The sequence below is a fragment of the Aureimonas frigidaquae genome, from assembly GCF_001463905.1.
GTDB lineage: Bacteria > Pseudomonadota > Alphaproteobacteria > Rhizobiales > Rhizobiaceae > Aureimonas > Aureimonas frigidaquae.
Window position 1 is genome coordinate 42721 of record NZ_BBWR01000002.1, and the last position, 20670, is coordinate 63390.

The 20670-nt window shown below is 65.6% G+C and carries 14 protein-coding genes and 1 pseudogene; 11 read left to right on the plus strand and 4 right to left on the minus strand.

Features of this window, described 5'->3' with window-relative positions; translation table 11 throughout:
* The first annotated feature begins 128 nt into the window (after positions 1–128).
* From AUL30_RS00220 to AUL30_RS00245, 6 genes are all read left to right on the plus strand, one after another.
* A complete protein-coding gene (locus tag AUL30_RS00220; RefSeq protein ID WP_192842981.1) occupies positions 129–833 on the plus strand; it encodes a CDP-alcohol phosphatidyltransferase family protein in 705 nt (234 codons plus the stop codon).
* Positions 824–2353 (plus strand): sulfatase-like hydrolase/transferase, encoded by a 1530-nt coding sequence (locus tag AUL30_RS00225; RefSeq protein ID WP_157069782.1) that lies wholly within the window; start codon positions 824–826, stop codon positions 2351–2353. The genes AUL30_RS00220 and AUL30_RS00225 overlap by 10 nt, the downstream gene beginning before the upstream one ends.
* 73 nt (positions 2354–2426) lie before the next feature.
* A complete protein-coding gene (locus AUL30_RS00230) occupies positions 2427–3425 on the plus strand; it encodes an ABC transporter substrate-binding protein (protein WP_083507568.1) in 999 nt (332 codons plus the stop codon).
* Positions 3415–4218 carry an ABC transporter ATP-binding protein gene (locus AUL30_RS00235; RefSeq protein WP_062225634.1) on the plus strand — a complete coding sequence of 268 codons (804 nt, stop codon included), beginning with the start codon at positions 3415–3417 and terminating at the stop codon, positions 4216–4218. The genes AUL30_RS00230 and AUL30_RS00235 overlap by 11 nt, the downstream gene beginning before the upstream one ends.
* Positions 4215–5798, plus strand: a complete 1584-nt coding sequence (locus AUL30_RS00240) for an ABC transporter permease (protein ID WP_202814465.1) — start codon at positions 4215–4217, stop codon at positions 5796–5798. Before AUL30_RS00235 ends, AUL30_RS00240 begins: the two co-directional genes overlap by 4 nt.
* Positions 5799–5817: 19 nt before the next feature.
* Positions 5818–6873, plus strand: a complete 1056-nt coding sequence (locus AUL30_RS00245; protein ID WP_062225636.1) for a glycosyltransferase family 4 protein — start codon at positions 5818–5820, stop codon at positions 6871–6873.
* Between the two features lie 21 nt (positions 6874–6894).
* Here the strand turns inward: AUL30_RS00245 and AUL30_RS19145 are convergent.
* Positions 6895–7743 (minus strand): annotated as a pseudogene (locus tag AUL30_RS19145) (DMT family transporter); the annotation flags it as partial.
* Between the two features lie 114 nt (positions 7744–7857).
* On the opposite strand from AUL30_RS19145, the gene AUL30_RS00255 reads away from it, so the two are divergent.
* Positions 7858–9261: an aminotransferase-like domain-containing protein gene (locus tag AUL30_RS00255; protein ID WP_062225638.1), complete on the plus strand. Its 1404-nt coding sequence runs from the start codon at positions 7858–7860 to the stop codon at positions 9259–9261.
* Here the strand turns inward: AUL30_RS00255 and AUL30_RS00260 are convergent.
* A complete protein-coding gene (locus AUL30_RS00260; protein ID WP_062225640.1) occupies positions 9234–11219 on the minus strand; it encodes a BCCT family transporter in 1986 nt (661 codons plus the stop codon). The genes AUL30_RS00255 and AUL30_RS00260 overlap by 28 nt on opposite strands.
* A gap of 214 nt (positions 11220–11433) precedes the next feature.
* Between AUL30_RS00260 and AUL30_RS00265 the strand changes: the two genes are divergently transcribed.
* The 4 genes from AUL30_RS00265 (at position 11434) to AUL30_RS00275 (ending at position 18701) form a co-directional block, all read left to right on the plus strand.
* Positions 11434–12813, plus strand: coding sequence for a GntP family permease (locus AUL30_RS00265; RefSeq protein ID WP_062225641.1), 1380 nt, complete (start codon positions 11434–11436; stop codon positions 12811–12813).
* Between the two features lie 379 nt (positions 12814–13192).
* Positions 13193–13948, plus strand: coding sequence for a hypothetical protein (locus AUL30_RS19595; protein ID WP_157069784.1), 756 nt, complete (start codon positions 13193–13195; stop codon positions 13946–13948).
* A 138-nt stretch (positions 13949–14086) separates the two neighbouring features.
* Positions 14087–17341 (plus strand): autotransporter outer membrane beta-barrel domain-containing protein, encoded by a 3255-nt coding sequence (locus AUL30_RS00270; RefSeq protein WP_157069785.1) that lies wholly within the window; start codon positions 14087–14089, stop codon positions 17339–17341.
* A gap of 226 nt (positions 17342–17567) precedes the next feature.
* The gene (locus AUL30_RS00275; protein WP_062225643.1) at positions 17568–18701 is read left to right on the plus strand and encodes an acyl-CoA dehydrogenase family protein; all 1134 of its coding nucleotides are present in this window, start codon (positions 17568–17570) and stop codon (positions 18699–18701) included.
* Between the two features lie 704 nt (positions 18702–19405).
* Here the strand turns inward: AUL30_RS00275 and AUL30_RS00280 are convergent.
* Positions 19406–19717, minus strand: a complete 312-nt coding sequence (locus tag AUL30_RS00280; protein ID WP_062225644.1) for a hypothetical protein — start codon at positions 19715–19717, stop codon at positions 19406–19408.
* 366 nt (positions 19718–20083) lie between these two features.
* Positions 20084–20305 (minus strand): hypothetical protein, encoded by a 222-nt coding sequence (locus tag AUL30_RS00290; protein ID WP_062225647.1) that lies wholly within the window; start codon positions 20303–20305, stop codon positions 20084–20086.
* Positions 20306–20670: the final 365 nt, after the last annotated feature.

The following is a 20670-nucleotide window of genomic DNA, read 5'->3' on the forward strand; positions in this document are numbered from 1 at the left end:
GTTGTCCCGCCAGAGTGAACCTTTGGTTGCGCTCGTCAAGGCCATGCGCTTGACAGAGGCGCCCGCCTTGTCTGTCCTGTGCCGGCATGGGCGCCGGAGCGTTGCAGGCGCACTTGGGGAGGCATGATGTGACCGCAGCCGGTGTGACGCCTGCCATGCGCCTTGGCCTGACGGGCCTGCCGCTCTCAGTCGCTGTCCTGCTGCTGGCGCCCCACCTGGCGCCGGAACGGCCGGCCGCCGGCCTTGCGGTGGCCCTAACCCTTCAGCTTGCCGTCACCGGTCTGGCGGTGGCGGGCCTGTCGCGCGGCTATCCCTATGACAGGCTCGGCCCAGCCAACCTTGTCACGCAGGGGCGGGCTGCGCTGACGGCGAGTCTGTCGGCAGCGCTCGTCGTCATGCCGGACGCTGCGGTCCTGTGGGCCGTTACGTCCATTGCGGTCCTTTGCCTCTTCCTCGACGGCGTCGATGGGCAGCTTGCCCGCAGGAGCGGGCTCGTTTCCCGGTTCGGGGCCCGCTTCGACATGGAAACCGACAGTCTGCTTGCGCTCCTGCTGGCGCTGGTCGCTTTCCGGAGCGGCAGCGGGGGCGTGCTGGTCCTGGCTCTCGGACTGCCTCGCTATGGCTTCTGGGTGCTTGGCCGCATCTATCCGCGCCTGTCGGGTCCATTGCCGGAGCGCATGGGGCGCAAGCTGGTCTGCGTCATCCAGATCGTGGCCCTGCTCCTGATCGTCAGTCCGCTGACGGGGCCGGCAAGCTCCGACATGCTGGCACTCTTCGCCCTGGCGTGCCTTGCCTGGTCGTTCGGGCGGGACATCCTCTTCCTGTGCCGTTGACGCAAGGCCTACGCCACATCGCACCGGCTGCCGCGCTCCTGGCATGCTGGTGCATCTTCGCCTTGCCCGGCCTTGGCGCATCCTGGCGGTGGATGCCACCGGAGGCGCTTGTCATCCCGTTCCTCATCGCCATTCCCATGCGGGGGCCGGCCGGCTTTCCGCCCGCGCTGGCCGCCCTGTTCCTGACGGGGCTTCTCGTCCTGAAACTCGCCGATATGGCAACGATGGCGGCCTATGGGCGGAGCTTCAACATCCTGGCCGATAGGGAACTGCCCGGCGCGGCCGCAAATCTTCTGGCCGGCACGCTCGGACTGCCGCGCCGTCTGATCGAGCTTCTCTTCATCGCCGTTCCGCTGGCGGTCTTCATCCTGCTGCGCTGGCTGCTTGGCCACCTGCAAAGCCTGTTGCAAGGCCTGCCGCACCGCCGCGCCGTGCCTCTCGCCCTTATCGCCGCTGCCCTTGCGATCCTGCCTGGAAATTACCGCGCCCTCCTGGCCCGCGCGCAAGACACGGCGCAATTTGCAGCCACCCTGTCGCAGTTCGACCGCGATCTGGCCCAGCCGGCGCCGCGCCATGCCGATCTGTCAGCCCTTCAGGGCGCGGATATCGAGATCATCTTTGTGGAATCCTACGGGCGGGCGAGCTTCGAGGTCCCGCTCTATGCGGCGGAGCATACGCCATTGCGCCGGGCGGCGGAGGCGTCCCTGCGGGCCGCCGGGCTGTCCAGCCTGTCAGGCTGGCTAGCGGCGCCGGTGGCCGGCGGGCAGAGCTGGCTGGCCCATGCCACCTTTGCCGCTGGTGTGCCTGTGCCCGATCAGTTGCGCTACAGGCGGCTTCTGGCGAGCGCGCGGCCGACGCTGTTCCAGATCGCCCGCGATGCAGGCTACCACACCGCCGCTTTCATGCCGGCCATCACGATGGACTGGCCGGAGGGCGACAGGCTCGGCTTCGACACCATCATTGCCGCCGACGGCTTCTCCTATCGCGGGCCGGCCTTCAACTGGGTGACAATGCCGGACCAGTTCACCCTGCAGGCCGTCGAGCGTCTGTCCGCCGGCCTGCCGCATCCGCGCCTCAGCCAGATCGTGCTCATTTCCTCGCATGCGCCCTTCACGCCCATACCGCCCATCCTCGATCCCGGCGCGGTCGGCGATGGAACGGTCTTCCAGCGCTTCGCCGCATCCGGCCCGGCGCCGGACGAACTCTGGCGCGATCGCGAGCGCGTGCGGAGCGCCTACGGCACGGCGCTGGCCTATTCGCTCCGCGTCGCCCTGGCCTATGGGCAGGTAAGGGCCGGGCAAGGCGCGCTCGTCATCATCCTGGGCGATCACCCGCCGGCCGGCTTTATTTCCGGCATCGGCTCACCGGACGTCCCCATACACCTGATCGGCAGCCCGGAGCGCCTGGCGCCTTTTCACAGCCTGTCCTTCACGCCGGGGCTCGACCCGGCAACGCCGTCCTGGCCGATGGAAACGTTCCGTGACCGCTTCCTGGCGGCCGCCTCGCAGCGGCAGGATTGAACCCGTTAGGCTTGAACCATCGGCGGGAATGCCAACAATACGTAAAGCCGCTGCGTCCAGTTCGGGAGTTTTCATGATCGTGCCCGCCCGTTCCGCCCTGTCCCGCCGGCATTTCCTGGCTGCAACGGCCGGCATCGCCACCCTGGCGCGGCATTCGTTTGCTCACGCGCAGACGCAGGATGTGGCGTTGCAACTTTCCTGGCTGCATTCGGTCCAGTTCGCGGGCAGCTACGTGGCGCAGGAACGCGGTTTCTGGCAGGAGGAAGGACTGGCGGTAACGCTCATGCCCGGCGGTCCGAACGCGCCGGTCGAGCCACCTGTCGCGGCGGGCACGGCGCTGATCGGCATATCCGCCGCCGATTACGCGGCCAATGCCGTGGCTGCCGGAGCGCCGTTTCGCATCATCGGCGTCGCCATGCAGAAGAACCCCTTTGCCATCGCGTCCCTGGCGACGGCGCCGGTTCGCGAGCCGGCCGATCTGAAGGGGCGCCGCATCGGCATGGCGCTGGCCAACACGCCCGTCCTCCAGGCGCTGTGCCGGCTGAACGGCGTGGATATCGAATCCATCGAGATCGTTCCGACCCAATATGACATTGCACCGCTGATCGCCGGGCAGGTGGACTGCCTTCTGTGCTGGGAGACGGACCTTCCCGTCGCCATGACCGTGCGGGGTATCGACAACGTCACCATGCTCCTGGCCGATTACGGCTACAGCATTCATTCGCAGACCTATATCGCCACCGATGACAGCATCGCCAACCGTCGCGCCGAACTCGTCGGCTTGTTGCGCGGCGAAGCGCGCGGCTGGGATGCCGTCGCAGCCGACACGCCGGCCGCGGTCCGCCTGACGCTGGACCGCTTTGCCGATCAGGGGCTCGATCCCGCCGTGCAGGAACTTCAGGCGGAGCGCCAGAAGCCCCTGATGTATTCCGCCGATACGCAGGCCCATGGCTTCGGCTGGTTCTCGGACGCGTCCGTGGCGGCCAATGTGGAGACGTTGGCCCTGATCGGCAAAAGCGCCACGCCGCAATTGTGGAACCGCAGCCTGATCGAGGAAGCGCATGGGCGCTGAGGTTCCGCCGCCGCCCGAGATCACCTGTACCGACCTATCCCTGCGCTACCGCAACGGCGCGGGCTGGCTCGACGTGCTGACCCCGCTGACGGCGACGTTTCAGGCCGGGCACACGACGGCGATCCTCGGCCCGTCGGGATGCGGCAAGTCGAGTTGGCTCCGCCTGATCGCCGGGCTGGAGGATGGAAGCTCCGGGGAGGTGTCGATCGGAGGCCTTTCGCCGGTGCAGGCCGCGCGGGCCGGCCGCATCGCCATGGCCTTCCAGGACCCATCGCTCCTGCCGTGGCGCAGCGTGCGCGGCAATGTGGCGCTCGCCCGCCGGTTGGCTCGGCAGGCGCCCGATCCCTCCGGCGTGGACGAACTCATCCGCCTTGTCGGGCTCGATTCTTTTGCGCAGGCGCGGCCGCACGCTCTGTCGGGTGGCATGCGCCAGCGTGCCGCCATTGCCCGCAGCCTGGCCACCCGGCCGGGGCTCTTGCTCCTCGATGAGCCTTTCGCGGCCGTGGACGAAATCACCCGCATGCGGCTGAACCGGGAGTTGCCGCCGCTCTGGCGCAGCCGGGGCACGACGGCGATCCTCGTCACGCATTCCATCTCGGAGGCCGTCCTTCTGGCAGACCGTGTGCTTGTCCTGTCGGAGCGGCCGGCCAGGATCATCGCCGATATGCCCATCACCATCGGCGGCGGCGATGCCGATGCGCGGCGTGCCGCGCCCGGCTTCGGCCAGACCGTCAGCGCGCTGCAGGCCATTCTGGCCGACGCCACGTCTCGGCCGGTGGGCGCTGTCGCATGAGCACTCTGGCGCCGGCCGCCGCATCGGCGCGGCCATCCATGCGCGGGGCCGCGTGGGCGGCCTTCATTCTGGTGGCGCTTGCCGCATGGCAATGGAGCGCCCACCGCTTCCACCAAGGCCTTATCGTGGCCGGCCCGCTGGACATTGCCGGCTATCTCGTCGCCAATGCCGCATCGCTTGGCCGGGCGACCATGGCCACCTTGACGGCGGCCGGGTGGGGCTTCCTGTTCGGCAATGGCGCGGCAGTGGCATTGGCGGTCCTGTGCCAGCTCGTGCCGGCGCTGCGATCCGTCCTGACCGGCCTGGCGCTCGCCATCTTCTGCCTGCCGCTGGTGGCGACCGGGCCGATCCTGCGCATCCTGTTCGGTCCCGGGCTCGGGCCGCAGGTCACTCTGGCGGCTCTTGCCGTCACCTTCCCGACCTTCCTGTGCGTCTGCGTCGGGCTGCGGGCGGCGCCGACATCCTGGTTCGACCTCACGCGTCTTTATGGCCGCGGCGCCGTGGCGGAACTCGTCTATGTGCGCGCGGGCGCCGCTTTGCCCTATCTTTTCGCCGGGCTGCAGATCGCCGCGCCGGCCGCCATACTGGGCGCCATGGTGGGTGAGTTCACCGGCGCGGAGCAGGGGCTCGGCCTGCGGGCTATCCGCGCCATGGGCGCCATCGATACGGCCGCCATATGGAGCGTGGCCACCATTGCCGCAATTCTGTCGATCCTGGCCTATGGGGCCGTATCCCTCCTGGCGCGCCGCCTCGGCACGCCGCCGCCGCTGATGATCGGCCGTGGCCAGACCGGACGGCTGGCGCGCCGGTTCTGGGGTCTTTCGTCGGCCGTCACGGTTCTGATCATCCTTGTTCTGTGGCAGGCGAGTTTCGCGGCCTTCGGCCTCAGCACCTATGCGGCCAAACGGCCGCTGGATGTCTGGGCCTTCCTGTTGACGGTGCCGGACGCTGCCGCCAACCGCGCCACGCTCGGCGCGGCGCTCATGGCCACGCTCAAGGTCGCCGTACCGGGCTATCTCGGCGGGTTGTCGCTCGGCGCCGGGCTCGCGGCTTTCGTGGTCCTGTGGCCGCGGCTGACAGGGGTCGTCATGGGGCCGGCCATCGCCGCGCGCTCCATCCCGATCGTCAGCACGGCGCCGCTCATCGTCCTGATGCTCGGCCGTGGCGGCGCGTCCACGACGGCCATCGTTGCCATCATGGTCTTCTTCCCGGCGCTCGTCGCGTCCCTGCGCGGCATGCGGCAGCTTCCCGGCCAGGCCGGGGACCTCATGCGCATCTATGCCGCGCGCCGGTGGGACGCGCTGATCCTGGGGCGTCTGCCCGCTATGCTGCCGGCCTTCTTCGCGGCGGCGCGCATGCTGGTGCCCGCGGCCATCCTGGCGGCGACGACTGCCGAATGGCTGGCGACCGGGCGCGGCATGGGTGGCCTCATCGCCACGACGGCCTCCACATCGGGCTATGCCATGTTGTGGAGCGCCACCGTGGTGCTCACGGCAACCTCCGGCATTCTCTACGCGCTGGTCGGCCAGGCCGAAGCGATCGTCCTGCGCCGCTATGCACCGGAACAACTGACTGCATGAATGGACGAGGGAGACTGCCATGCCTGCCGCCGCCGCCTTTGCGATCCCCGGTGAACTGGAGCAGAAGACCGGCGGGTACATCTACGAGCACCGGCTGCTCATGGGCCTGCGCAAGCTTGGCCATGCGGTGGACCATATCGTCCTGTCGGCCGGCTTTCCCACGCCGGATGCGCGCGCCATGGTCGAGGCTGTGGAAGCCATGCGCAAGGTCCCGCCCGACATGCCGCTGATCGTCGACGGCCTTGTCTTCGGCGCCGTCGATCCGGCGGGGCTGCGCCAGGTGCAGGCGCCGGTCATCGCCATGCTCCATCACCCGCTCGGGCTCGAAACGGGCCTTGCGCCAAAGCTGGCGGAGACGCTTCTGGCGACGGAGGCCGAGAATCTTCAGCGTGCGGACCATGTCGTCTGTACGAGCGCGCACACGGCGCGTCTCTTGCAGGACCGGTTCGCCGTCGCGCCCGCGCGGATCACCGTGGCGATACCGGGCTTCCCCCCGGTGCCGGCCCCGGTGGCCGCCAAAGCGGAGCCGCCACTCATCCTGTCGGTCGGGCTCATGGCGGAGCGCAAAGGCCACGATGTCCTGTTGCAGGCGCTCTCCACGATCACCGATCTGCCCTGGCAGGGGGTCATCGTCGGCAAGGTGCATGATGCCGGTGTGGCCGATGGGCTGAAGCGACTGGCGGCGGATCTGGGGCTCAGCGGCCGGGTCCGCTTCGCCGGCCTTGTCAGTGATGGTGAACTGGCCAGCCTTTATGCGCAGGCGACCCTCTTTGCCTTGGCCAGCCGCTATGAGGGCTACGGCATGGCCTTTGCCGAGGCGCTGCGCAACGGCCTGCCGGTCGTCGCCTGCCATACGGGCGCTGTTCCGGACACGGTGCCGTCCGGTGCCGGCCTGCTCGGCCCGGTCGACGATGTGGCCGCCTTCGCGGCCAATCTGCGGCGGCTGCTTGTTGATCCGGTCCTGTTCCACGCTTTGTCGGATGGTGCCCGGTCGGTGGGAGACAGCCTGCCGGATCTGGACAGCCCGGCGCGGATCATGAGCGGCGTGATCGAGCGCCTTCATGCGGCGGCATAAGGACCGGCGGGGCGCCGCCCATCGCGCGCCGGCCACGCACAGGACGACGCCTGAGGTCGCGAAGAGCATGGCGGGGTCGATCCGCTCGCCCAGGAAGAGGCCCGCCAGGGCTAGCCCGATGAAGGGCTGCAAGAGCTGGAGCTGGCCGATCCGCGCGATGCCGCCCAGCGCCAGCCCGCGATACCAGAAGACGAAGCCGATCAGCATGCTGAAGAGCGACACATAGCCGAGGGCAACCCAGCTCGCGCCGCTGATGGCGCCCCAATCCTGCGGCCGTGTGGCGAGCGCCAGCACCAGCATGACCGGCGCAGCCAGAATGAGCGCCCATGAAATGACCTGCCATCCGCCAAGACTCCGGGACAGTCTGCCGCCCTCCGCATAGCCGAGCCCGCACAGGAGCACGGCCGCCAGCATGGAGAGGTCCGCTAGGGGAGACACCGTCACGCCCGCACGCAAGGCAAAGCCTGCAACGCAGAGGCTTCCGAGGGTGGAGAAGACCCAGAAGCCGGCCCGCGGCCGCTCGCCCGCCCGCAGGACGGCAAAGCCGGCCGTCGCCAGGGGCAGGAGGCCGACAAAAACGATGGAATGGGCCGCGCTCACCCATTGCAGGGCGATGGCCGTCAGTAGCGGAAAGCCCAAAACAACGCCGCCTGCAACGATTGCCAGCGGCAGGAGCATAGCCCGGTCCGGCCGCGCCTGCCGCATGCCCGCCAGCAGCAAACCGGCACAGCCCGCCGCGATGACGGCCCGGGCCGATGTCAGGAAGATGGGGTCGAACCCCTGTAGCGCCGCCCGCGTTGCCGGCAGCGAACCTGCAAAGATGATAACGCCGGCCATACCGCTCAGCCAGCCGTGTGACGCGCGTTCCATGCCGACGCCCCCCCCTTTTTTCCGAGGACGCCGGGATAGCGTGCCGGTCTTGTCGCCGACAGACACGGTACAGTACACTTCAAACGAACTGTACTGGAACGTAGGGCCATACGCATGGGAAAGATCGATGATGTTGTGCAGGCGGTGCGGGGGCGGATCGTCGGCGGCCTCGCGACCCCCGGCACGCAGCTCCCGTCGATCCGGCGGCAGGCGCAGCAACACAGCGTTTCCGTATCGACCGTCGTGGAAGCCTATGAGCGCCTTGCCGGTGAGGGGCTGGTCTACGCACGGCCCGGCGCCGGCTTTTACGTGGCCGGGCAGGTTCAGCCATCGCCCCTGCGCGATATGGCGCCCCGGCGGGCGCGCAACGTGGATCCGCTCTGGATCTCACGCCAGTCGCTCGACGCGCCGGACGGGGCGATGATGCCGGGTTGCGGCTGGCTGCCTGCGGATTGGATGTTCGTGGACGGCATGCGCCGCGCCATGCGCAAGGTCGGCCGTGCGCCGGCAAGCGCCCTGACGGACTACGCCACCCCGCTCGGCCATAACGGGCTGCGCCACGTCCTTTCGCGGCGACTGCAGGATCTTGGAATCGCCGCAGATTCGGACCGGATCGTCTTGACGGAATCCGGGACACAGGCGCTTGACCTCGTCTGCCGGTTGCTGCTGCGGCCCGGGGACCGCGTGATCGTGGACGATCCCTGCTACTTCAACTTCCATGCGCTTCTGAAAGCGCACCGGGTGGAGGTTTTCGGTGTTCCCTGGAATGCTGAAGGGCCGGACCTTTCGACACTGGACAGTCTGTGCCGCGCACATGGGCCGGGCCTCTACGTCACCAACTCGGCCATTCACAATCCAACGGGTGCCACGCTGGCGCCCGATGTCGCGCACAGGCTTCTGAAGCTGTGCGAAAGCCACGGCCTCGTCGTCGTGGAGGACGATATCTTCGGCGATTTCGAACCCGTTCCGGCGCCGCGCCTGGCCGCGCTGGATGGGTTGAGCCGCGTCGTGGTTATCGGCAGTTTCTCCAAGAGCATCTCCGCTTCCGTGCGCTGCGGCTATATCGCGGCACGCGCGGACTGGATCGATCCGCTCGTCGACATGAAGATCGCAACGGGCTTCGGTGGCGGCCGGATGGCGGCCGAACTCCTCTATGCCGCGCTGACCGACGGTGCGCTGCGCCGCCACAAGGAGGCGGTGCGCCGGCGCTTGTCCGCCGCCATGGAACGGACAGCGCAACGGCTGGCCGATCTTGGCATCGAGCCCTGGCTGATGCCGCGTGCCGGAATGTTCCTGTGGTGCCGGATGCCCCAGGGGGTCCATTCCGGCACGCTCGCGAGCCTGTGCCTTGCCGACGGTGTCGTGCTGGCGCCCGGCAATGCCTTTAGCCTATCCGGCACCATGCAGGACTACATGCGCTTCAACGTGGCGCAGATGGGCGAGGAGCGGGTCTTCACCTCGCTCGCCCGCAATCTTGCCGCCGCGCGCGATCAGGCCGGATCGGGCGATGTTGCATAGAGCTGGGTCGACGGCTCGCTCGTCAGCACCTGGTAGCGCTCGAACTGCGCCAGAACGTCGGCCAGCATGTCATCGCGCGTGAAGCCCATCACGTCATAGCCGCGGCTGCCATCGGCAAAGACGGTCCGCGCCGACCAGACATGGGAGCGGCGCGCATCCGGCCGTGTCACCTCGGCGGCGGAGAAGGCGAGCGCCAGCTGCGCGACCGGCTGAACGCCATAGACGAAGTTGCGTGTCGTCGACGAATGCACGGTCAGCTGCACGCTGCCGGCGCTGTCGTCACGCTCGACGACCGCCTCGACATTGCGCCGCTTGAGCGCATCGCGCACGTCGGTGAGTGCCGGCTCGACCGTCCGGCCGATGAAGGCTTCCACGTCCTTGCGGCTCGGCTGGTACAGAATGGATTGCAGACGTTCCTGCCAGCCGATGGTCCGCATGGGAACCGCGGGCTGCGATTGCGCCTGCTTCTCGGCGCGGGCCATGTCGGCCTTCATGCCCTTCAAGAGCCCATAGGCCAGGAGCAGCAGAATGATCGTGAAGGGCAGGGCGGAGATGAGCGTCATGGTCTGCAATGCCGTCAGCCCGCCGGCCAGCAGCAACAGGGCCGCGACGATCCCCTCCATGCTGCACCAGTAGATGCGCTGCCAGACGGGCGTATCCTCGTTTCCGCCGGAGGCGATCGTATCCACCACCATGGAGCCCGAGTCGGAAGAGGTGACGAAGAAGACCGCCACGAGCACGATGCCGAGGACGGAGGTGAAGGTCGGCCATGGCAGATACTGGAAGAACTGGAACAGCGCGACGGAAATGTCGTTGCCCACGGCCTGCGAGATGGCGCCGGACGCAACGCCCATATCGAGGCTGATGGCGGTGTTGCCGAAGGTCGTCATCCAGAAGAAAGTGAAGGCGGAGGGCACGAAGAGCACGCCCACGACGAATTCGCGGACCGTGCGCCCGCGCGAGATGCGGGCAATGAACATGCCCACGAAGGGCGACCAGGAAATCCACCACGCCCAGTAGAACAGCGTCCAGTCGGAGATCCAGCTCTTCGGCTCATAGGCGTAGAGGGTGAAGGTCCGCTCCAGGATGCTGTCGAGATAGGTGCCGACATTCTGGACGAAGGCCCGGAACAGGAATTCCGTCGGCCCGACCACCAGCACGAAGAGCATCAGGAGAATGGCGAGGATCAGATTGCCTTCCGACAGGCGCCGGATGCCGACATCGAGGCCTGAGACCACCGACAGCGTTGCCGCGAGGGTGACGACAGCGATCAGCGCCACCTGCACCAGCGCGGTCTGCGGCACGTCCAACAGGTAGTTGAGGCCTGCATTGATCTGCAGGACGCCGAGCCCGAGCGAGGTGGCGATGCCGAACAGCGTTCCGCAAATGGCGAAGATGTCCACGGCGTGGCCGATGGGTCCGGAGATCCGATCCTTGATCAGCGGGTAGAAGCCCGAGCGGATCGTCAGCGGCAGGTTATAGCGAAAGCAGAAATAGGCGAGCGACAGGCCGACGACGGCATAGATCGACCAGGCATGGATTCCCCAGTGGAAATAGGTGATCGCCATGGCCTGGCGCGCCGCCGCATAGGAACCGGCTTCCGCTTCCGGCGGAACGGAATAGTGCAGGATCGGCTCCGCCACGGCATAGAACATGAGGCCGATCCCCATGCCCGCGGCAAACAGCATGGCCAGCCACGACAGGTAGGAATAATCCGGCTCGGCATCGTCCGGTCCGAGCTTCAGGGTGCCGTAACGGCTGATCGCCAGGAACAGTGCGAAGAAGACGAAGACGCCCACCGCCAACAGGTAGAACCAGCCGAACGTATCGAGGACCCAGGCCTGGGCGGCCCCGAAGATGCGGTCGGCATCCCGCGGGAAGACGATGCCGATCATCACCAGAAGGGCGATGATGGCGCTGGCCCCGAAGAAAACGGGGCGGTTGATGGTGCTTGTCATGCGGTATCGAATATCCGTGGCGAACTGAAATTGAGGCGAAAGCTTGGCTGTCTCACGAGAGAGTTAGCGCACGCTCCGCCCGGACAAGCCTTTTGCGAAGCCTCGGCCCTTGTTGCGATGCAAAACTTACGGTTATCGATGGCATCGATCCCGTCCCGCCGCCCTATCTGGCCGCGGGACGGGTCCGCTCGGACGAAAGCCAGAAGGAAAAGCCATGCAGAACATCGAACCGACCATGGGCGCCGGGCCGCTCCTGGTCATTGCGGCGGGCGCCATTGCGCTGCTGCTTGTCCTGATCATCCGCTTCAACGTGCATGCTTTCATCGCGCTGATCCTCGTCAGTCTGGTGACTGCCCTCGTCGCCGGCATTCCGGCTGCCGACATCGTCACCACCATGACGCAGGCCTTCGGCTCGACCCTGGGAGGCGTGGCGCTCCTGGTGGCGCTCGGGGCCATGCTCGGCCGCCTTCTGGAAATTTCCGGCGGCGCACAGGCGCTTGCCAACGCGCTCGTGGCCCGGTTCGGCGAACGGCGTGCGCCGCTCGCGCTCGGCATCGCATCCTTGATTTTCGGCTTCCCCATCTTCTTCGATGCGGGCCTCGTGGTCATGCTGCCCGTCGTCTTCACCATTGCGCGTCGGCTCGGCGGCGGCCTGCTCATTTACGGCATGCCCGTTGCAGCGGCCTTCTCCGTCATGCACGTCTTCGTGCCCCCGCATCCCGGGCCCGTGGCGGCCGCCGAACTTCTGGGCGCCGATGTTGGCCTTCTGATCGTGATCGGGCTTGTGGTCGCCATTCCGGTCTGGATCCTGGCCGGGCAGCTCTTCGGCGTCTGGATCGGCCGCAAGATCATCCTGCCCGTGCCCGACATCCTGTCCGGCGGCCCGCAGGTCGAGGATGCGTCCACACCGCCGCGCCCGTCGACGGTGGTCCTTCTTCTTCTCCTTCCGCTGCTTCTGATCTTCGTCAATACCGGGCTGGACTATGCGCGGGTGGCCGGTTGGGTGAATGCGGATGCGCAATGGTACGGCCTGGCCCGCACGCTCGGATCGACGCCGGTCGCGCTGCTCATCGCCGTCCTGGTCGCGGCCTATGTCATCGGCGTGCGGCGCGGCCGCTCGACCAAGAGCATCGAGGGCATTCTGGAATCCGCCCTTGGGCCCGTCTGCTCCATCATCCTCATCACCGGCGCGGGCGGCATGTTCGGTGGGGTACTTCGCGCATCCGGCATCGGCGATGCCTTGGCAGGCGCCCTGGACGGGATCGGAATGCCGATCTTCGTGGCCGGCTTCATCATTGCGACAGCCCTGCGCGTTGCGCAAGGCTCCGCCACGGTGGCGCTCATCACGGCGGCGGGCCTGGTCCAGCCGGCGGTCGTCGCAGCCGGCTATGACGGGGTGCAGCTTGCATCGCTCGTCGTGGCGCTGGCGGCCGGCTCCGTCATGCTGAGCCATGTCAACGATTCCGGTTTCTGGCTGGTGAGCCGCTTCTTCGGAATGGATGTAAAAACCACGTTTCGGACCTGGACGGTCATGCAAACGCTTGTCGGGCTGCTGGGATTTGCAATAGCCGGTGCGCTTTTTGCAATGGCATGACGCAGAAAGGACACGCGTTCTCTATTTAGAATTGAATCAGAGGTAGTAGTTTAACGTTTGGTTTCTTGTGGGCGGAAAACCGCGCTGGTTATGACTCTTACGTATGGTTGACGAGTTTGTCCTGGGATCCGGGCCCGTTCGACAACCTTCGCCGTAAACGGTCCGTTCCAGGAAGGTCTCCGCCCACATGCCGTCGCGCTCTTCGCATCGTGTCGCCCAGTACCGCCCACGTCGGGCGTCCCATCGTCGTGCCTTGCTGCTCTCGACGGCTTTGGTCGGTCTCATCATACTGCCCGTTGCCGGTGGAACGCCTGCCTGGGCCCGCGGTGGGTCAAGCGGGGAGTCCGGCAGTGTCTCATCGTCGGGAGGCCAGGATTCCGTGACCGGCACCGGCAGCTCCGGCGGCACGTCATCGTCCAGCTTGTATGGCGGCGGCGGTGGTGGCGCTGGTTCCGTAGGCGGTAATGGTAGCGCCTCCAGCAACGGCTCTGCCGGTGGAGCGGGCGGTGCCACGGCAGGAGCTGCCGGCTCTGACGGAAGTTCCGGCGGCTACGGCGGTGGCGGTGGTGGCGGCGGCGCTCACGGTTATGTGGGCAGCACCTTGCCGACAAATCAGTCCGCCATCGTGGGTGGAGCCGGCGGGCATGGCGGTGCGGCCAGCAACCTGGGCGGTGGTGGCGGCGCGGGTGGGTACGGCGTCGTCTTCACCGGCTCCGGCAGCGAAGACTGGACCGGCATTACTGCGACGATCACCGGCGGTCGGGGTGGCAACGGCTACTACTCGGGCTCCGGGAACATCTATCAGGGGGGCAGCGGAGGCTCGGGCGGTATCGGCCTATACTTCGTGAACGTAGCCAGCGCGACCTTGGGCGAGAATTTGTCCATTCAAGGGGGGCAAGGCGGGGATGGTACGCGCGGAACAATCGGTGGAAGCGGAATTGTTCTTGCGGGTGTTGGGCTGAATCAACTTACTATCCTCGGCTCAGTGACGGGTGGCACCAACGGGTCGGCCCTGAACGGCGTGACAAATGATGCCGGTAACGGCATACGCGTTCTAGACGAAGAAGCGTCGCTCGAACTGAATTTGGGTCAGAACGGAACGATCACCGGAGCGAGCGGGACGGGCGGTGCTTAAGGTGCCGACGCTGTCTATCTGCAGGGCGCGTTGACGGGTTCCATAAACGGAACGGTTACCGGTGGTAGCGGGGCGCCTTCTGCCCAATATGGCGCCCGTGGCGGTCACGCCATTCTAGCAAACTCGATAGTTCTTTCGGTGGGTACCACAGGGGTAATCAAAGCAGGATCGGCCTCTTCCAATACTGGCGGGGAGGGGCAGGCTGCCATCACCGCATATGAAAATTCTGAAATTTTCGTCGAGGGGACGATTAAGGGCGGCAATGCCATTCCCGGCTCCTATTCAGAGTATGGCGGCGCCGGCATCGAATTTTCCGGTGGTGGTAAAATCACACTGGAGGGCGGAGTGGTAGAAGGCGGTAGCGGCGCCGGAACGAGCGAAGGTGGCAGAGCCATTTCGATTTCGAACGCGTCCATCAGTCTGGATGCCGCGTCCAAGGTTTCAGGCGGGCTAAACGGTAATGGGGTAGGACGCGCCGCTGCAATTTACATGTATGGCCTCAGCAACACGCTCGATCTGAAGGGCGACATCAATGCTTCGCAGTCCTACGCTAAAATCGAAGGTACGGTACAGGGAGCCACTTATGATCAGGCGGTCGATACGCTGAAGCTAACGGGCACCGGCGGAATTTTCGATCTCGCTAACATCGGTCCCGCAGCTCAGTTTCGAAACTTCGATGTGATTGACATCGCGGCGGGAAACTGGACGATGTCCGGCACCAGCACCGCGGACGCAGCGACCAACGTAGCGGCCGCCAGCGGCCTTAGCCTGGGAGGTGCGCTGGGTCCGGCTTCGATCGGCGGCAATCTGTCCGTCAAAGGGTTCGGCAGTCTCGACAACGTCAGTTCGGACAATTCCGGAAACCCGGTTTCGGGTGCCGCCACCATTCGAGGGTCACTGACTATCGAAGCGAAGGGCAATCTGAACGTACATGCCTTGACCTCGGGCACGACGGCCCTTGCGATCGAGAAGAGCTTCTCATTGAGCCCTACCTCGGCCTTCGGCGTCTGGCTGCGCGCACCGAGTGCCACGCCTTTGATCACCGTCGGTGATGATGTTGCTCTCAACGGCAGTGTGCACGTCTACAATGATGGTGGCATGTCCACGGGAACGTATCGACTTCTCGGCTACGACGCGGGTGCGACCGTTTCCGGCTCCGGTTTGACCTTGGGCGATACGCCGTCCGTGGCGTGGAGTTACGCGCTGGATCAGGGTTCCGGCTACCTCGACCTTATCGTTTCCAGCGGGGCGAGCTTCTGGAACGGGACGACATCCGCGCCGGGCGGGACCGTCGCCGGGGGCGACGGGATTTGGGTTGCAGGTGGGACGAACTGGACGAGCTCGGACGGTTCGGCGCAGCTGACCGCTTCGGTTTCGGCGCCGGCTGTCTTCTCCGGGCATGCCGGGGAGGTCACGGTCGACACATCGGCCGGTGCCGTCGGCGCAACCGGCCTGTCTTTCCAGACGAGCGGTTACAGCCTGGTCGGCGGGGTTCTGACCCTGGCCAATGGCACCGCTACGCCGCGTGTGGAGGTGGGCGGTACCGCAACGAGCGCCACTATAGCCACGACCTTGGCCGGTACGCATGGTTTGGAAAAGATCGGCACGGGCACTTTGATCCTGACAGGGGAGAACACCTACACGGGCGGCACGACTGTCTCGGCCGGTACGTTGCAGATCGGTGATGGTGGGACGACGGGTTCGGTGACGGGCGACATTGTCAACAACGCCACGCTCGTCTTCGCGCGGTCGGACGCTTACGATTTCCCCGGCACGATCAGCGGCACGGGGGCAGTTGTTCTAAAGGGCGGCACGGTCAATTTTACGGGGGCGTCGGGCTATAGCGGCGAGATTGCCGTGCAGGACAGCGTGCTGACGCTGTCGCGGGGTTCGACCTCAACGGCGAAGTTCGCCGTCGGCAATGGGGGCACGATCGCCGGCACGGGTACCATTGGCGGTCTGATCGTGCGCTCCGGCGGCCGGGCTTCCCCCGGCTACTCGCCGGGCACGATCAGCGTGAACGGCGATGTGACCTTCGATGCAGGCTCCATCTATGTGGCCGAGCTGCGCGGCGCAGACCACGATCTGATCGCGGCCACGGGCACGGCCACCATTCATGGCGGGACGGTGCAAGCCGTGGGCCTGTTGACGAGTCCCGTGGTGAACCAGCCCTACCGCATCCTGTCGGCCGATGGCGGCGTGACGGGGCAGTTCACAACCGTGACCAGCAACTATGCCTTCGTGACACCGTCACTCAGCTACGATGCGAACGCAGTTTATCTTACCCTGCTGCAGGATGTGGCCGGTGAAAACCTGCCATCTGGTGCGGTGTTCAGCAAGGTCGGCATCACGCCCAACCAGATCGCCACTTCGGGTGCGCTGGAGCAGCTCGGCGTGAGCAACCCGATCGTGTCGGCGCTCACGCTGCAGTCGGCAGACACGGCGCGCGCAGCCTATGACGCGCTGTCGGGAGAGGTGCATGCCTCTGCCCGCACCATGCTCCTGGAAGACAGTCACTTCGTGCGAGATGCGACGGGCCAGCGCCTACGGGCGGACGCGCTCGACCTGCAGGCATCGGGCTGGGTGCAGACCTATGGGTCGACATCGAGCCGCGGGGGCGACGGCAATGCGGCTGGTTTCGACCGGGATATTGGCGGTCTCCTGGTGGGGAGCGACGGCTTCGTGGCCGATGCCTACCGGCTAGGTGTGGTCGGCAGCTACGGGCATTCGTCGCTGAAGCTCGATGCGGGCCGCGGTACGACAAGCGTGGATACGTTCGGGTTCGGCGTTTATGGCGGCCGCGAATGGGGCGCGCTGGGTGTCAGCGCGGGTGTGAACGTGGCCTGGCATGCTCTGTCGAGCGAGCGCAGCGTCGCCTTCCCGGGCTACACCGACAGCCTCACCGCCGATCACGATGCGCGCACGGTGCAAGCCTATGGGGAGGTCGGCTACGAGATCAGCCTCGGGCAGGCGACCGTCGAGCCCTTCGCTGGCCTCGCGCAAGTCTGGCTGCACACGTCCGGCTTCCAGGAGCAGGGACAGGCGGCAGCACTGACGGTGAACGGCGTTGATACGGATGTCAGCTTCAGCACAATTGGCGTGCGGGCGCGCACCCAGTTCACGCTGGGTGGCATGGCTTTCCAGGCAAACGGCATGGCTGGCTGGCGGCATGCCTTGAACGACGTGACGCCGACGAGCCTTGGGTCTTTCGCCGGCGGCCAGGCCTTTGGGGTGCAAGGTTTGCCCGTTGCGCAGGATGTGGGGATCGTGGAGGCCGGTGTCAGCGCAAAACTGAACCGGCGGACCACGCTCGGCCTCAGCTATACGGGGCAGTTCGGCTCCGGCGTATCGGACCACGGCGTGCGGGCGAACCTCTCCATCGCCTTCGACTAAGGCAGGGACTGCAATTCCAGCGACAAGTTTATGCAAGGCGGCCGGAGCGGGAACGTTCCGGCCGTTTTATGTTTGCCGGATGTGTCATTCCATACGGCTGGAGCACATGCCGTTAGGCATCTAATCATCGGGTGCGGCGGCATGCCTTTCCCCGGCAATTTATGCAGCTATGTTTAGCTGGCAACTTTCGTTCCCTTCAGGCCGGACAAGGCGGAGCCATTTACACTTGAAACCGCTTGCATCCGCCGATCTGCCTCCCAGCGACGCCACCATGCTGCATGCGCTGGATCTGGTCATACGCGGAAGTACGCCGGAAGAACTCGATCCTGCCCTTTCCGTCCTGGTGGAATTCGGTCTTCTCGACCGGTTCATTCTTCCTGACGCCTTCGGGGGCGGCTTCCGCTACGTGGCTGCCTGGGTAGATGTCCTGAAGCTGCTATCGGGCCTGGGCGGCGTCGATTTGAGTGTCGCACGGATCCTGGAGGGGCATTTGAATGCCCTGCAGCTTGTCGCCACCTATGGCCAACCGGACCAGCAGGCCATGGTGCTGCGCCATGCAGGCCGCGGTGATCTCCTGGGCGTCTGGGGCGCCGATGCGACCGAACCCGTCCGCATGCACGCTGACGGCCCCGGCAGTTGGCGCCTGACCGGCGCCAAGCGCTATGCGACAGCCGTCGGAACGGTGCAGCGTGCCGTCGTGCCCGTCACGGATGACAATGGTCAGATCCAGCTTCTCCTCCTCCCGGTTGCGGACGACCGGCGCGTCGATCTGGCATCATGGAACCACCGTGGAATGCGCCGATCGGCGTCCGGGACATTCCGGTTCGATGGCATGAGGATCGGGCCATCTGCCATTCTCGGAGCGCTCGACGATTACCGCCGGGAACCGCTCTTCGTCGGTGGCATATGGCGCTGCGCAGCCGCGCAGCTCGGCGCGATCGAGGCGGTCGTGGCAGGCATATGCAGGGAGCTGAGTGATACGGGGCGTGATGCCCATCCGTTGCAGATGGCCCGGATCGGGTCTGCCATCCTGGCAGCGCGGACGGCGCGCCTCTGGGTGGAGGATGCGGCCGCAAGGGTCGAGGCTTGCTCGCCGGATGCGCCCCGCGCCCATATCGAGCATGTGGTCGCACTGGCGGCCTATGCGCGTCTGGCGACGGAGAAGGCTGCGATGGAGGTTATCGATCTCGCCGAACGGGGTCTTGGCCTGGCATCCTTTGCCGCCGGTCACGCCGTCGAAGCGCTGACGCGCGACCTTGCCGTCTATATCCGCCAGGCCAATCCCGACGCCGTGCTTCTGCAGCATGGCCGGGTCCTGGCGCGCCGGCTCTCGGACGGCGTGACGGACGACAGCGTCTGACAGGCAGGCCCAAAGCGACACGTGTTCCGCAACGTTGTCTTGGCGAGCCCGGATGTCGATGATCGTGCCGTCCGGTCCGGGCCGTAGACCGCCCGCGGTTTGTGTAGAACACCCCCTCGATCCTTCTTCCGCCTGGAAGCCCATCTCCGTCTGGTGATCTCGAATGATGCGATCGATATCATCGCTCGCCCTTCGAATGCGGCTTGGCCTAGGGAGCGTTCGCAGCCTGCTGCAAGGTTCTGGACAGGCACGCGACCGTGCCCCAACGATCGGCTGCACTGCCCAATCCCAAACCATGCTGCTTTCAGCATGGACGGTTCTGGATGCGCAGAACACCCATCTCGAACCTTCGAGCGCTATGAACGCCTGTCTGCGTCCGGCGATCGAAAAGCTCCGGTGGCCCTTCTCCCTGTGTGGTCAGTTACGCGGTCCATGCGCTGATGCGCCAGCGAAACGTCTCTGTCCGTTGCGCCGCCAAGGTTGGGTCAACGTTCTCTGGCGTTGAACAATGCGGCGCCTGGAACGGCGCATGGCTTAAGCGAAACGCGTCGTCCACACGAAGCTTCGGTCAAACGCACCATTCGGCGTCAGCACGGAGCTCAAAAATTGCCCGTGTTTCCATCTCATGACGCGGGCAGGGCGTTCGACCCAGGTCCCCTTACGCGAGCGAGCCTGCGCTGTTCCGCGGGCCTATGGGGCTATCATCAATCGAGCCGGGTCAGAACGGCCGTATACGGCTCTTCCGGATTGTCGTCAGGAATGCAATCCATATGGATCGCATCCCCCTCGATGGCGCCTTCGAACAGGACGGTGTGGGGAACGCCGGTCGGTCCAAAACCGATCTCGTAGACGAGCGAAGCCTTGCCGAACAGCCGATCGTCAATGACTTCGAAACTGCCGGAAAAGAGCTGCCCTTCACTGGTGGCGAAGATGCGTCCATTGATCAGAACCGCAGATCCCTGGGCGTCTCGACGCTCCCTTGGGCCCGTCGTATACAGGAAGAGACCTTCACGCATTGCCGTTACCCTTCACATGGTCCGGCAAAAGCAATTAGAGGGCAGTGTCGGCAATTAAATAGAATTCGAAGCCTCCGACAATGTGCCGCATGCCAGCCAGCTGCTTGCGATGCAGGTTCTCGAAGACTTTGATGGATCGGACGTCGCAGGGCATCCCATGCCACTTATGGCCGGAACGGCGGAGCTGGACCGTACCCTTTTGAAGATGCCCGAGTGCCAATGACTCGCTTGCCGATAGTCTGTTCATAGAGCCGCCCAAACCTTTTCGTGGTGGTGCGCAGCCCCTTGTATACGATTATGTGGTAAAACTACGTTCTCCCTGCCGAAGTCATCCTTAGCCTGCGCAGGACCCGCGTGACGGAGCTGCTAAGCGACCTCCGGTGACAGGACGCGAACTGCCTTTTCCAGAAGCCGTGCCGCTTCTTCCCTAGCTGCAGCCTCGACGCGGGACCTACTCCCCTCGCAGGAAGAGATGGGCAACTGGACACTCATCGAAGCATAGCGCTTCTGCACGTCGAAACCCCGCAGATTGATGCTTGCCTCGTTGTTCATGACATCGATACGGACGTCTCTGACGACGAGTGTCACGCCATTCTTCTACTGCCGGAGCTATTCAACAAGGTACGTCTGACGGCCCAATTCCAGACCGCCAGTATCCAATGCTGACGTGATAGGTAGTGCGGCAAGTAACTAAAAGCTGTTTCGGTAGACGCCTTCGCAATTCCGGGTGCTTTTGCTACAGCGCAGGGCGTATCCCCGCGTGGCCGAGCGTGACCTATGCGTCGGCACCAGTGAGGATAGAGCGGAAGGGACCCCTAAAGCTCGCCGCCACTCTGGTCTGCCACCGCCTTCCACACAGTCGAGCGCAGCAGCGACACTGCGATGGCGTGTTCCATGGAAGCTGGAGGGGGAGGGTTTCCTGGTACGACGCCCGGAACAACTGTGTCCAATCG